The sequence below is a fragment of the Streptomyces sp. CB02400 genome (assembly GCF_001905725.1).
Lineage (GTDB): Bacteria > Actinomycetota > Actinomycetes > Streptomycetales > Streptomycetaceae > Streptomyces > Streptomyces atrovirens.
Genome location: NZ_LIWB01000017.1, coordinates 74,701 through 87,034, shown reverse-complemented (window position 1 = coordinate 87,034; position 12,334 = coordinate 74,701). Strand labels below are relative to the sequence as shown.

Annotated in this window: 14 protein-coding genes; 4 read left to right on the top strand and 10 right to left on the bottom strand. The window is 71.7% G+C overall.

Annotated features, from left to right (window positions below; genetic code table 11):
* Positions 1-114: 114 nt before the first annotated feature.
* From ligA to AMK33_RS31320, 5 genes are all read right to left on the bottom strand, one after another.
* Entirely contained in the window at positions 115-2,310 is a 2,196-nt protein-coding gene (gene ligA / locus AMK33_RS31340; RefSeq protein WP_073936388.1) for an NAD-dependent DNA ligase LigA, read from the bottom strand.
* A 14-nt stretch (positions 2,311-2,324) separates the two neighbouring features.
* Positions 2,325-3,332 (bottom strand): methionine synthase, encoded by a 1,008-nt coding sequence (locus tag AMK33_RS31335; protein WP_073936387.1) that lies wholly within the window; start codon positions 3,330-3,332, stop codon positions 2,325-2,327.
* Positions 3,333-3,494: 162 nt separating this feature from the next.
* Positions 3,495-4,193 carry an SDR family oxidoreductase gene (locus AMK33_RS31330; protein WP_073936386.1) on the bottom strand — a complete coding sequence of 233 codons (699 nt, stop codon included), beginning with the start codon at positions 4,191-4,193 and terminating at the stop codon, positions 3,495-3,497.
* An 18-nt stretch (positions 4,194-4,211) separates the two neighbouring features.
* The gene (locus AMK33_RS31325; protein ID WP_073936385.1) at positions 4,212-4,751 is read right to left on the bottom strand and encodes a TIGR00730 family Rossman fold protein; all 540 of its coding nucleotides are present in this window, start codon (positions 4,749-4,751) and stop codon (positions 4,212-4,214) included.
* The gene (locus AMK33_RS31320; RefSeq protein ID WP_073936384.1) at positions 4,748-5,551 is read right to left on the bottom strand and encodes a class I SAM-dependent methyltransferase; all 804 of its coding nucleotides are present in this window, start codon (positions 5,549-5,551) and stop codon (positions 4,748-4,750) included. The genes AMK33_RS31325 and AMK33_RS31320 overlap by 4 nt, the downstream gene beginning before the upstream one ends.
* An 86-nt stretch (positions 5,552-5,637) precedes the next feature.
* On the opposite strand from AMK33_RS31320, the gene AMK33_RS31315 reads away from it, so the two are divergent.
* Positions 5,638-5,961 carry a DUF427 domain-containing protein gene (locus AMK33_RS31315; protein WP_073936383.1) on the top strand — a complete coding sequence of 108 codons (324 nt, stop codon included), beginning with the start codon at positions 5,638-5,640 and terminating at the stop codon, positions 5,959-5,961.
* A gap of 80 nt (positions 5,962-6,041) precedes the next feature.
* On the top strand, positions 6,042-6,821 hold the full coding sequence (locus tag AMK33_RS31310) for an alpha/beta fold hydrolase (protein WP_073936382.1): 780 nt from the start codon (positions 6,042-6,044) through the stop codon (positions 6,819-6,821).
* A 28-nt stretch (positions 6,822-6,849) separates the two neighbouring features.
* Here AMK33_RS31310 and mnmA read toward each other — a convergent pair whose 3' ends face one another.
* Positions 6,850-7,980: a tRNA 2-thiouridine(34) synthase MnmA gene (gene mnmA, locus AMK33_RS31305; protein WP_073936381.1), complete on the bottom strand. Its 1,131-nt coding sequence runs from the start codon at positions 7,978-7,980 to the stop codon at positions 6,850-6,852.
* A gap of 60 nt (positions 7,981-8,040) precedes the next feature.
* Here mnmA and AMK33_RS31300 point away from each other — a divergent pair, with 60 nt between their 5' ends.
* Positions 8,041-8,730 (top strand): N-acetylmuramoyl-L-alanine amidase, encoded by a 690-nt coding sequence (locus AMK33_RS31300; protein ID WP_073936380.1) that lies wholly within the window; start codon positions 8,041-8,043, stop codon positions 8,728-8,730.
* 86 nt (positions 8,731-8,816) lie between these two features.
* On the opposite strand, the gene AMK33_RS31295 is transcribed toward AMK33_RS31300, so the two are convergent.
* The 3 genes from AMK33_RS31295 to AMK33_RS41785 form a co-directional block, all read right to left on the bottom strand.
* On the bottom strand, positions 8,817-9,986 hold the full coding sequence (locus tag AMK33_RS31295) for a cysteine desulfurase family protein (RefSeq protein WP_073936379.1): 1,170 nt from the start codon (positions 9,984-9,986) through the stop codon (positions 8,817-8,819).
* A gap of 69 nt (positions 9,987-10,055) precedes the next feature.
* The gene (locus tag AMK33_RS31290) at positions 10,056-10,322 is read right to left on the bottom strand and encodes a DUF4190 domain-containing protein (RefSeq protein ID WP_073936378.1); all 267 of its coding nucleotides are present in this window, start codon (positions 10,320-10,322) and stop codon (positions 10,056-10,058) included.
* Between the two features lie 62 nt (positions 10,323-10,384).
* Positions 10,385-10,552 carry a hypothetical protein gene (locus AMK33_RS41785; protein ID WP_107425267.1) on the bottom strand — a complete coding sequence of 56 codons (168 nt, stop codon included), beginning with the start codon at positions 10,550-10,552 and terminating at the stop codon, positions 10,385-10,387.
* Positions 10,553-10,664: 112 nt separating this feature from the next.
* Between AMK33_RS41785 and AMK33_RS31285 the strand changes: the two genes are divergently transcribed.
* Positions 10,665-11,300 (top strand): TetR family transcriptional regulator, encoded by a 636-nt coding sequence (locus AMK33_RS31285; RefSeq protein WP_073936377.1) that lies wholly within the window; start codon positions 10,665-10,667, stop codon positions 11,298-11,300.
* Positions 11,301-11,434: 134 nt separating this feature from the next.
* Here AMK33_RS31285 and AMK33_RS31280 read toward each other — a convergent pair whose 3' ends face one another.
* The gene (locus AMK33_RS31280) at positions 11,435-12,292 is read right to left on the bottom strand and encodes a thioesterase family protein (protein ID WP_073936376.1); all 858 of its coding nucleotides are present in this window, start codon (positions 12,290-12,292) and stop codon (positions 11,435-11,437) included.
* Positions 12,293-12,334: the final 42 nt, after the last annotated feature.

Sequence of the window (12,334 nt, the reverse complement as noted above, 5' to 3'; positions counted from 1 at the left end):
TCTCAACAGTAGGCCGCAGAAGGCCTGTACGGGCACCGGTCGCCGACGGTTGCCCGAATGCGCCCCAGCCACCCGTATGCATCTGATATGCGCCGATCGGCCGACCTTCAACCGCTACTCCTCGGCCGAAAGAGCGATGTCCGCCGCGGCCTTCGGGCCTTGTCCGAGGAGGACGGTGAAGCCGTCCTCGTTCAGAACCGGCACCTTGAGCTGCATCGCCTTGTCATACTTCGTCCCGGGATTGTCACCCACAACGACGAACGACGTCTTCTTGGAGACGGATCCGGTCACCTTCGCCCCCTGGCTCTGCAGCGCCTCCTTCGCGCCGTCCCGGGTGAAGTTCTCCAGGGTTCCGGTCACCACGACAGTGAGCCCTTCCAGCGGACGCGGCCCCTCGTCCTCCCCCGACCCCTCGTCCTCCATACGGACACCGGCCGCTTTCCACTTACGGATGATCTCCCGGTGCCAGTCCTCGGCGAACCACTGCTTGAGCGAGGCGGCGATGGTCGGGCCGACCCCTTCGGTGCCCGCCAGCTCCTCCTCGGTGGCCTGCTCGATGCGGTCGACGGAGCGGAACTCACGGGCCAGCGCCTCCGCCGCGACCGGACCGACATGACGGATCGACAGACTGGTCAGCACGCGCGCCAGCGGACGCTCCTTGGCCGCCGCGATGTTCGCCAGCATCGCGACCGCGTTCTTCCTCGGCTCGCCCTCCTGGTTGGCGAAGACGGTGGCGATCTTCTCCTCGCCGCTCTTCGGGTCCCGCTTGGGCAGCCCGCTGTCCTGGTCGAGGACGTACGCCTTGATGGGCAGCAGCTGCTCGATGGTGAGGTCGAACAGGTCGCCCTCGTCCCGCAGCGGCGGCTCTGCGGGCTCCAGCGGCCTGGTCAGCGCCGCCGCGGCGACATAGCCGAAGTGCTCGATGTCCAGCGCCTTGCGGCCGGCCAGGTAGAACAGCCGCTCCCGCAACTGTGCCGGACACGTACGGGCGTTGGGGCAGCGCAGGTCGACATCGCCCTCCTTCATCGCCTTCAGCGGCGTACCGCACTCGGGGCACTCGGCCGGCATCACGAACTCGCGCTCGCTGCCGTCCCGCAGGTCGGCGACCGGACCGAGGATCTCCGGGATCACGTCACCGGCCTTGCGCAGCACCACCGTGTCACCGATGAGGACGCCCTTGGCCTTGACCACGTCCTGGTTGTGCAGGGTGGCGAACTCGACCTCGGATCCGGCCACCGTGACCGGTTCGACCTGGGCGTACGGCGTGACCCTGCCCGTGCGGCCCACCCCCACGCGGATGTTGACCAGTTTGGTGTTGACCTCCTCGGGCGCGTACTTGTACGCGATGGCCCAGCGCGGCGCGCGCGAGGTGGTGCCGAGGCGGCCCTGCAGGGAGATCTCGTCGAGCTTGACGACGACCCCGTCGATCTCGTGCGCCACGGAGTGCCGGTTCTCGCCGTAGTACGCGATGAACTCCCGTACGCCGGCGAGGTCGTCGACCACCTTGTTGTGCTCGGAGGTGGGCAGGCCCCAGGCCTTCAGCAGGTCGTAGCCCTGGGAGAGGCGGGTCATGCCCTTGTAGCCCTCCAGGACGCCGATGCCGTGCACCACCATGTGCAGCGGGCGGGAGGCGGTGACCCGGGGGTCCTTCTGGCGCAGCGAACCGGCCGCCGCGTTGCGCGGGTTGGCGAAGGGCTTGTCGCCGGCCGCGACCAGGCGGGCGTTGAGCCCCTGGAACTTCTCCATCGGGAAGTAGACCTCCCCGCGGATCTCCACCAGGTCGGGCACCTTGTCGCCCTTCAGCCGGTCCGGGATCTCGGCGATGGTGCGGACGTTGGGCGTGATGTCCTCGCCGGTGCGGCCGTCGCCGCGGGTCGCCGCGCGGACCAGCCGCCCCCGCTCGTAGGTGAGGTTGACGGCGAGGCCGTCGACCTTCAGCTCGCACAGGAAGTGGAACTTCTGCTCGCCCAGCTCCTTGTGGATGCGCTCGGCCCACGCGGCGAGGTCGTCGTCGTTGAACGTGTTGTCGAGGGAGAGCATGCGCGAGACGTGCTGCACGGAGGTGAACTCCGTCTCGTACGCCCCCGCGACCTTCTGGGTCGGCGAGTCCGGGGTGCGCAGCTCCGGATGCTCCTCCTCCAGCGCCTCCAACTCGCGCAGCAGCCGGTCGAAGTCGGCGTCGCTGATGACGGGGGCGTCGTTCACGTAGTACCGGAAGCGGTGCTCCTCGATCTGCTCAGCGAGCCTGGCGTGCTTCTCCCGTGCCTCGGCGGGCACGCTCGTCGTCTCCGCTTGCTTGTCGCCGGCCACCGTGTGTCCTCCCGTTACTCTGGGTTGTCCGCGAGGGATCTCGCCGCCCGGACGCAATGGGCGAGGGCCCTGCGCGCGTACTCCGGGGAAGCCCCCGCGAGTCCGCACGCCGGAGTGAGCGTGACCGCCTCCGGGAGGAGTCCCGGCCGCAGCCCCAGCCTGCGCCAGAGCGTCCTGACACCCATGACGCTACCGCCAGGGTCCGACAACGGTCCGTCCGTGCCCGGGACGACACCGGCGAACAGCCGGGTCCCGCTCTCCACCGCTTCCCCGATCACCTCGTCGTCACGCTCGGTGAGGAGGGAGAAGTCGAAGGAGACCCCCGCCGCGCCCGCCCGGCGCAGCAGGGCGAACGGGACGTCCGGTGCGCACGAGTGGACCACGACGGGCCCGCCGTCGTGAACCCCGACGACGTCCCGCAGCGTGGCCTCGACGATCTGCCGGTCCACCGCGCGGTGGGTGCGGTAGCCGCTGGCGGTCCTCACCTGTCCGCGCAGTACGGCGGTGAGGGAGGGTTCGTCGAGCTGCAGGACGAGCTGCGCGCCGGGTACGCGCCGCCGCACCTCGGCGAGGTGGAGGCGCAGTCCCTCTGCGAGGGAGGCGGCGAGGTCGCGGCAGGCGCCGGGGTCGGAGAGGGCGGCCTCGCCGTTGCGCAGCTCCAGGGCGGCGGCGAGCGTCCACGGGCCGACCGCCTGGACCTTCAGGGGCCCCTGGTACTCCTGGGTGAACTCCTCCAGCGCGTCGAGGTCCTCGCCGAGCCAGGAGCGGGCGCGCCTGGTGTCGCGGCCCGGGTGGTCGCCCAGGCGCCAACCGCTGGGTTCGACGCGGGCGTAGAGCTCCACGAGCATGCCTGCGGTGCGGCCGATCATGTCCGCGCCGGGGCCGCGGGCGGGGAGTTCGGGGAGGTGGGGGAAGGTCTCGAAGCTGCCGGTGACTGTTTTGGCGGCCTCTCGGGCGTCCCCGCCCGGCATGGAGCCGACCCCTGTCGCGGGGGCGAACCTGAACTGGCTGTTTTCGCTCACGCGTAGAGCGTACGCAGTGGGCGGCCGGAGGTTTCGCCCCCGCCGCCCCTACCCGTCCCGTCCCAAGGCGCTGCTCCCGGACCCCCGCTCCCCAAACTCCCCCACTGCCTCAAAGGCGTGGGGACCCCCAGAGGGGCCGGATGGTGCCGGACGGGCTGACTCTCACCGTCCCGGTCTCACCGTCAGGTCGTTGATCTCCGCGTCGGCCGGGAGGTCCAGGGCCGTCACGATGGTCGTGGCGACCGACTCGGGGTCGATCCACCGCGCGGGGTCGTACTCCTTGCCCTCCTGCTGGTGGACCTTGGCCTGCATGGGGCTGGCGGTGCGGCCGGGGTAGACCGAGGTGACGCGGACGCCGCCCGCGTGCTCCTCCTCGCGCAGGGAGTCGGCGAGGGCCTTGAGGCCGTGCTTGGAGGCGGCGTAGGCGGACCAGTCGGCGTGGGCGCTCAGACCGGCGCCGGAGTTGACGAAGATCACGTGGCCCCGGCTCGCGCGGAGCTGGGGCAGGAAGTGCCGGGTCAGCTCGGCGGGGGCGATCAGGTTGACGTTGAGCTGGTGCCGCCAGGTCTTCGGGGTCAGCTCGCCGACCGGGCCGAGGTCGACCACGCCGGCGATGTGCAGGAGGGAGTCCACCCGGTCCGGGAGCGACTGGTGGGAGAAGGCCCAGGAGAGCTTGTCCGGGTCCGCCAGGTCGCCGACGAGGGTGCGGGCGCCGGGGAACCCGGCCGCCAGTTCCTTCGCCCGGCCCGCGTCGCGCGCGTGCAGGACGAGTTCGTCGCCGCGCGCGTGCAGGCGGCGGGCGACGGCCGCGCCGATGCCGGAGCCCGCTCCGGTGATCACATGTGTAGCCATGCCCGCCATGCTCGCATCATCGGGCGGTCACTCCACGCCCAGGTTCTCCTCCAGGTATGCCAGCGCTCCCACCGGCTCCTCGGCGAAGAACACCAGGTCGGTGAGCGGGCGGGGCAGGAAGCCCTCGTCCTCCATGCGGCGGAACTGCTCCTTGAGGCCGTCGTAGAAGCCCGCGGTGTTGAGCAGGACCACCGGCTTCTCGGTGTGGCCGTGCTTCTTCAGCTCCAGGATCTCGGTCGCCTCGTCGAGGGTGCCGGTGCCGCCGACCATGATGACCACCGCGTCGGCCTTCTCCAGCAGCAGCCTCTTGCGCTCGGCGAGGTCACGCGCGATCACCATCTCGTCGACGCCGTCGCGCGCCTTCGCCGCGAGGAACTCCACGGAGACGCCGAGGAGCCGGCCCCCCGCCTCCTCCACCCCGTCGGCGACGACCTTCATCAGGCCGACGTCCGAACCGCCCCACACCAGCGTGTGCCCGCCCTTGCCGAGCAGCCGCGCGAACTCCCGCGCGGGGCGTGTGTAGCGTTCGTCGAGGTCGGCGGCGGAGAGAAAGACACAGATGTTCACGGACCCACAGTACGGGCCCGGTCGGACATCGCGGTCAGCCGCATCTTCGACTGCCGGTGCGGCAGCTCCTCCCAGTCGTCCATGAACCGCGCGGTGAGGCCGTACCCGGCGGCCAGTTCCACCAGCGTCTCCGTCCGGTAGTAGAAGTCCTCGTGCAGCACCTGGTGCTCCTCGCCCTCCGTGCGGTCGAAGGTGAAGTCGAAGAACCCGCCGGGCGCGAGCACCCTCCCGACGTGCGCGAAGCACTCCTCGATGACGTGCCGGGGCGAGTGCGAGAAGACGCTGTGCGCGTGGACGACGTCGAAGTGCCCGTCGGGCAGGAAGGCGAAGGTGAGGTCGTTCGCGAGTGACAGGTACGGCAGCTTGGCCTGGAGTCCGTCGCGTACGAGGGTGTCCTGGGCGGCGAGCAGGATGTGCGGCGAGATGTCGATGCCGTAGTAGTGGCCGGGTTCCAGGTGGTCGATGAAGAGGCGTCCCGCGCGGAGGTTGCCGCAGCCGATCTCCAGCATCCGGTGGTCGGGCCGCAGCCCGTGCCGCAGCAGGTAGTCGAACTGCATCCGGCCGATGCGCGCCCACTGCTCGCGCGAGGGGTTGTGGCCGACCGCCGCCTCGGCGCCGCGGGCCGCGTCGGAGGCCATCACCGCGCGGTAGTAGGCGATGTGGTCGCGGTGGAGCAGCCGCAGCCAGGTGTCGCGCAGCGCACGCCGCGCGTGGGCGGGGACGCGCCCCGGATGGCGCAGGGCGTAGCCGGCCCGGTGGGCGAGGGTGCCGCGGTTCCGGCCGGTGTCCTTGGCTCCCATGGGTCCTCCTGCGGTTCCTCCTCGGGAAGAAGTCCGCTTCAGCGTGCGCTGTACTCGCGGAGTCGGCTACCCGAGGAGGGACGATCGTGACCACAGGCCACCGCATCACCATCGAGGCCAGTGACCGGCACGTGCGCGTGGTGCACGGCGGGCAGGTGCTGGCGGAGAGCGACGGGGCACTGCTGCTGAAGGAGACGGGCTGTCCGGACCGGTACTACATCCCGCCGGCGGACGTACGGCTCGACCTGCTGACCCCCTCCGAGACGCAGACGCACTGCCCCTTCAAGGGCACCGCGTCCTACTGGTCGCTGCCGGACGCGGCGGATCTGGTCTGGGCGTACCCGGAGCCGAAACCGGACGTCGCGCAGATCAAGGACCATCTCTGCTTCTACGAGGTGGAAGTCGACTGATCACGTGAACGGGTTGTCATCGGCGGACGCGCCGCCCGCCTCACCGATGATCGCCGCGCCGTGCGGCAGTCTGGTGTGACATGGACAAGAACATCTCTTCGCGTGACGGCACCTCCCTGGCGTACGAGAGCGCCGGGCGGGGTGCCACGATCGTTCTCGTCAGCGGTGCGATGTCGACGGGCGGCACGGTGGCCCCGCTGGCGGCTCGCCTCTCGGAGGGGTTCCGGGCGGTCGTGTACGACCGCCGGGGCCGGGGCGGAAGCGGTGACATGGCTCCGTACGCGGTGGAACGCGAGGTCGAGGACCTGGCGGCGCTGATCGAGGCGGTGGGCGGCGAGGCCGCGCTGTACGGCGTCTCCTCGGGTGGCGCGCTGGCGCTCAGGGCGGCGGCGGGCGGACTGCCGGTGCACCACGTCGCCGTGTACGAGACGCCGTACGCGATGTCGTCCGACGCCCTGGAGGAACGCGCGCGGTACACCGAGCGGCTAACGGCGGCGCTCGCCGAGGGGCGGCGCGGGGACGCGGTGGAGCTGTTCCTGCGGCTGACCGGCCTCGGCGAGGACGTCATCCGGGGCGCGCGGCAGTCACCGATGTGGGCCGGGATGGAGTCGATCGCGCCGAGCCTCGCGTACGACGACGCCGTGATGGGCGACGGGAGCGTGCCGCGCGAGCTGCTGTCGTCGATCCGCGTCCCGGTGCTGTCGATCGCGGGCGACGCGAGCCCGGCGTGGATGCGTGAGGCCGCGCGGGCGATCGCCGGGTCCGTCCCCCGGGGCACGTACCGCACCCTGGAGGGCCAGACCCACATGGTCGAACCGGACGTCCTGGCCCCGGTCCTGGCGGACTTCTTCACGCGGTGAGCGCCCCGCCGGGCCCGGAGGAGCGCCTTCAGGCCACGCCGGCCGTCGCCCGCACCGTCGACGCGATCGTCGCCGAGCCGACCACGCGGGTGCCGTCGTACAGGACGATCGCCTGGCCGGGGGCGACGCCGCGGACGGGTTCGGTGAAGCTCACCCGGAGTTCCCCGTCGACGGGTTCCGCCGTCACCTCGGTCTCGCCGCCGTGGGCGCGCAACTGGGCCGTGTAGGTGCCGGGGCCGGACGGGGCGGCGCCGCACCAGCGGGGCTTGATCGCGGTGAGGGCGGTGACGTCGAGGGCCGCCGCGGGGCCGACGGTGACCGTGTTGGTCACCGGGGAGATGTCGAGGACGTAGCGGGGCTTGCCGTCGGGGGCGGGGGTGCCGATCCGCAGGCCCTTGCGCTGGCCGATGGTGAAGCCGTACGCGCCCTCGTGGCTGCCGACCTTGGTGCCGGACTCGTCGACGATGTCGCCCTCGGCCTTGCCGAGGCGGTTCGCGAGGAAGCCCTGGGTGTCGCCGTCGGCGATGAAGCAGATGTCGTGCGAGTCGGGCTTCTTGGCGACGGCCAGCCCCCTGCGCTCGGCCTCCGCGCGGATCTCCTCCTTGGTGGTGACCGTGTCACCGAGGGGGAACATCGCGTGGGCGAGCTGGCGGTCGTCGAGCACGCCGAGGACGTAGCTCTGGTCCTTGGCCATGTCGGAGGCGCGGTGCAGTTCGCGGGTGCCGTCCTCGCGCAGGATCACCTGGGCGTAGTGGCCGGTGCAGACCGCGTCGAAGCCGAGCGCCAGCGCCTTGTCCAGCAGGGCGGCGAACTTGATCTTCTCGTTGCAGCGCAGGCACGGGTTGGGGGTGCGGCCGGCCTCGTACTCGGCGACGAAGTCCTCGACGACGTCCTCGCGGAAGCGGTCGGCGAGGTCCCACACGTAGAACGGGATGCCGATGACGTCGGCGGCGCGGCGGGCGTCGCGCGAGTCCTCGATGGTGCAGCAGCCCCGCGCGCCGGTACGGAACGACTGCGGGTTCGCGGAGAGCGCGAGGTGGACGCCGGTCACGTCGTGGCCCGCTTCGGCCGCACGGGCGGCGGCGACGGCGGAGTCGACTCCGCCGGACATGGCGGCCAGGACGCGGAGGGGGCGGGAGCGCTGCGAGGTGTCAGTCATAACCCCTCCAGGGTACGGGGGTGTGGGAACCAAGGCCGCCGAGTATGCGTTCACGATCACATGGGGGCAAGAAGAGCATCCGCGGACGGGGACCGGCGCATCGGGCGGCGGGCCCTGATCGTGGGCGGGGTGGCGGCCGCGGCGGGCACGGCGGTGCTGGCGCGGGACGAGCTGGCGCGGCTGTGGTGGCGCGTTCCGGGCGTCGAGAAGCCGCGCGAGCAGGGCGTGGTGGACTACGCGGGCGCCCGCTGGGTGGCGGCCTCGGACGCCAACTGGCGCCGCGCGGACCGGCCGGACGACTTCGGCATCGACATGGTGATCGTCCATGTCACCCAGGGCAGCTTCGACAGCGCGGTGCAGGCGTTCCAGAACCCGGAGCACAAGGCCGCCTCGCACTACATCGTGGGCCAGGACGGCCGCGTCACCCAGATGATCCGCGAGCTGGACGTGGCCTACCACGCGGGCAACCGCGACTACAACGAGCGCAGTGTCGGCATCGAGCACGCGGGCTTCGTGGACCGCCCCGAGGACTTCACGGACGAGATGTACGAGGCGTCGGCCCGCCTCACCGCCCGAATATGCGCCCGCTACGACATCCCGGTCGACCGCGACCACGTCATCGGCCACATCGAGGTCCCGGGCACGGACCACACCGACCCCGGCCCCCACTGGGACTGGGACCGCTACATGAAGCTGGTGCGGCGGGCCCGCACGACCCAGGCCACACCGGACACCACCACGTCCCTGTAGGGGCGCGGGGAACTGCGCGAACGGAGGTCTGGGGGCGCAGCCCCCAGGGACGGGACGGGAAGGGGCGGAGGGGGCGAAACCACCCCTCATGTCAGCCCGGCCGCCCGAGCCCGCTCCACCGCGGGTCCGATCGCCTTGGCCAGCGCCTCCACGTCGGCCTCCGTGGAGGTGTGACCGAGGGAGAAGCGCAGGGTTCCACGCGCCAGGTCGGGATCGGTCCCGGTGGCCAGGAGGACATGGCTGGGCTGGGCGACGCCGGCGGTACAGGCGGACCCGGTGGAGCACTCGATGCCCTGCGCGTCCAGCAGAAGCAGCAGCGAGTCGCCCTCACAGCCGGGGAAGGTGAAGTGCGCATTGGCCGGAAGACGCCCCCCGGGCGCGGGGTCACCGCCGAGGAGGGCGTCCGGGACGGCCTCGCGGACCGCGGTGACCAGGTCGTCGCGCAGCTTGCCGATCTCGCGGGCGAACCACTCCCGCTGCTCGGCGGCGAGCCGCCCGGCGGTCGCGAAGGAGGCGACGGCGGGGACGTCGAGGGTGCCGGAGCGGACGTGGCGTTCCTGTCCGCCGCCGTGCAGGACGGGCACGGGGGTGTGCTCGCGGCCCAGGAGCAGCGCGCCGATGCCGTACGGGCCGCCGATCTTGTGCCCGGACACGGTCATCGCGGCGAGCCCCGACGCGGCGAAGTCCACCGGGACCTGGCCGAAGGCCTGGACCGCGTCGGAGTGCAGCGGCACGCCGAACTCGGCGGCGGTCTCGGCGAGTTCGCGGACCGGCAGGATCGTCCCGATCTCGTTGTTGGCCCACATGACGGTGGCGAGGGCGACGTCGTCGGGGTCGCGGGCGATGGCCTCGCGCAGGGTGTCCGGGTGGACCCGGCCGTGGGAGTCGACCGGCAGGTACTCGACGGTGGCGCCCTCGTGCTCGCCGAGCCAGTGGACGGCGTCGAGGACGGCGTGGTGCTCGACGGGGCTGGCGAGGACCCGGGTGCGGGCCGGGTCCTCGGCGCGGCGGGACCAGTAGAGCCCCTTCACGGCGAGGTTGTCGGCCTCGGTTCCGCCGGAGGTGAACACGATCTCGCTGGGCCGGGCGCCGAGGGCCTCGGCGAGGGTCTCGCGGGCCTCCTCGACGGTGCGCCGGGCGCGGCGGCCGGCCGCGTGGAGGGAGGAGGCGTTGCCGGTGACGCCCAGGTGCGCGGTGAGTGCCTCGACCGCCTCGGGAAGCATCGGGGTGGTCGCGGCGTGGTCGAGGTAAGCCATGGTGGGGCCGATTCTACGGGGCCCCGTGCGGCGGCCACGGGTCGCGGTTGGCCGGGATGCGTCGCCCGCTCAGAAGCTCCACGAGATCGTGTTGTCCGCCTGGATGAACGCGGCGAGGACGAGGAGGTCGGCGACGCCGAGTCCGAGCCCCAGGAAGGCGCGGCCGCGTCGGGTCGTGCCCCGCCACAGCGCCACGGCCGCCAGCACGATGGCGGTCGGTCCGAGGACGACGTTGAGGACGAGCAGGCCCAGCAGGCCCAGGACGAAGGACGCGACGGCCATGCCGTCGGCGTCACGGAAACCGGTGCGTCGGGCGGCCGGTGCGGTCAGGTGCATGGTGATCGGCTCCCACGGTCGGAGGGACGGGGTTCGAACGGCCTGGTGCGGATCGGTGCGGGTCAGTGCGCCGAGCCGCGGTGTCCGCGGCCGTGGCGCTCGCGCAGGGCGAAGACGCCGAGCCATACGACGATGACGGCACCGGCGACGAGGGAGAAGGAGAGCGGGGCGTGGGCGACGGCGCCCAGGACGACGCCCAGCAGGAGAAGCGTGGCGACGAGGAACAGCATGAGTGGATCCCCAGGTTCGGTGAACGGTTGTGGTTACAGTTGTTCACTGAGTTCCCAGGCTAGCGCGGGCCATGGCTTTCCCATGACGGAGAACAGTTGTTAACTACATGGCATGAGTCACACCCTCGGCGTCCGGCAGGCCCAGAAGCAGAAGACACGGCGGGCGCTGCTCGACGCGGCGCTGGAGCTGCTGGAGGAGCAGAGCCTGAGCAGTCTGGGGCTGCGTGAGGTCACCCGTGCGGTGGGGGTGGCGCCGACCGCCTTCTACCGGCACTTCCGGTCCATCGAGGATCTGGGGGTGGCGCTGGTCGAGGAGGCGCTGGGCAGTCTGCATCCGATGATCCGGACGATCGTGTCCACGACCGGGGACGGTGAGGAACGCATCGCGCGGGCCGTCGAGTTGATCGCGGGGCATGTCGACGCGCATCCGGCGCACGTGCGGTTCATCGCCCGGGAGCGGCACGGCGGGGTGCAGGCGGTGCGGGCGGCGATACGGGATCAGCTGGCGCTGTTCGCCGTGGAGGTGGGGGAGGCGCTGGCGGAGGATCCGGTGTCCGCGGGGTGGGGGGAGGAGGATCTGGTGATGCTGGCCCAGCTGTATGTGGATCAGATGCTGGGGACTGCGTCGCTGTTCCTGGAGGCACCGGTGGGTGAGGCGCGGGAGCGGGTGTTCCGGATGGCGGTGCGGCGGTTGCGGTTGATCGGGACCGGGCGTGCGCACTGGTTGGACGGTGGGGTGGGTGGGTGAGGGGTTTTCGCCCCCGCCGCCCCTACCCGTCCCATCCCGGGGGCGCTGCCCCCGGGCCCCCGCTCCTCGAACTCCCCCACTGCCTTAAAGGCGTGGGGCTACCCCCAGAGGGGCTGATTTTTCGCCGGGCGGTTTCAAAGGCGGGCCCGTGCCAGTTGGCGGGACTGGGCCACCAGGCGGTCCTTGCTGTCCCAGACCTCGGCGTCCTCCTCCAGGAAGCCGCCGGCGAGGTTGCGGGTGGTGATCGAGACGCGCAGTGGGCCCGGGGCCGGGCGGCAGCGGACGTGGACGGTCAGCTCCACCGTGGGGACCCAGCCGGACAGGCCCAGCTCGAAGGCGGTCGGCGGCAGGGCGTCCACCGCGAGGAGCAGCGCGAACGGGTCGGGGTCACGGCCGTCGGCCAGACCGAACCAGGCTCTCATCTCCCCCTTGCCGGAGGGCTGCCCGAGCGCCCATCCCAGGGTCGAGGGGTCGAGCTTGAGCATCAGGCGCTCGGTGATGGCGGAGCTGCCGTCGACCGGGGTGGGGCCGTCCTCCGGGCCGAAGCACTGCTCCATCGGCGGTATCGCGGGCGGCTCGGCCGTCGTACGGACGTCGTCGGGGAGGGAGTCCAGATCGCCGTAGGAGGCGAGGACCCGGATGCGTTCCACCTCGTTGCCCTGCTCGTCGAGCTGGAAGAGGGAGGCCTGACCGGTCGACAGGGTCCGTCCGGTGCGCACGGTCTCGGTGCGGACGACCGCCGGGCCCGGCTGGGAGGCGGTCAGGTAGTGCGCGGAGATGGTGAACGGGTCGGCGTGCGGCAGGGCGTCCGCGAGCGCGCGGCCCAGGACCGCCAGCAGATAGCCGCCGTTGACGGCGTTGATGATCGTCCAGCCGGCGGAGAGGTCGATGTCGTAGACGCCGGGCGCGCGCGGGGTGAGTGCGGTGTCGCGGTCGAACTCACTGGCGCCGATGGTGGCCCTGACGGGCTGGGCGGAGGCTGCTTCTGGCATGGCTGAACAGTACAAGAAGATAATACTAAGCGGTAGCTTTGT

Coding starts and splice junctions, on each gene's coding strand:
- AMK33_RS31290 (WP_073936378.1), bottom strand. CDS start 10,322: ATGCACCTGACCGCACCGGCCGCCCGACGCACCGGTTTCCGTGACGCC.
- AMK33_RS31280 (WP_073936376.1), bottom strand. CDS start 12,292: ATGCCAGAAGCAGCCTCCGCCCAGCCCGTCAGGGCCACCATCGGCGCC.
- AMK33_RS31330 (WP_073936386.1), bottom strand. CDS start 4,193: ATGGCGGGCATGGCTACACATGTGATCACCGGAGCGGGCTCCGGCATC.
- AMK33_RS31310 (WP_073936382.1), top strand. CDS start 6,042: ATGGACAAGAACATCTCTTCGCGTGACGGCACCTCCCTGGCGTACGAG.
- AMK33_RS31285 (WP_073936377.1), top strand. CDS start 10,665: ATGAGTCACACCCTCGGCGTCCGGCAGGCCCAGAAGCAGAAGACACGG.
- mnmA (WP_073936381.1), bottom strand. CDS start 7,980: ATGACTGACACCTCGCAGCGCTCCCGCCCCCTCCGCGTCCTGGCCGCC.
- AMK33_RS41785 (WP_107425267.1), bottom strand. CDS start 10,552: ATGCTGTTCCTCGTCGCCACGCTTCTCCTGCTGGGCGTCGTCCTGGGC.
- AMK33_RS31320 (WP_073936384.1), bottom strand. CDS start 5,551: ATGGGAGCCAAGGACACCGGCCGGAACCGCGGCACCCTCGCCCACCGG.
- AMK33_RS31300 (WP_073936380.1), top strand. CDS start 8,041: ATGGGGGCAAGAAGAGCATCCGCGGACGGGGACCGGCGCATCGGGCGG.
- AMK33_RS31295 (WP_073936379.1), bottom strand. CDS start 9,986: ATGGCTTACCTCGACCACGCCGCGACCACCCCGATGCTTCCCGAGGCG.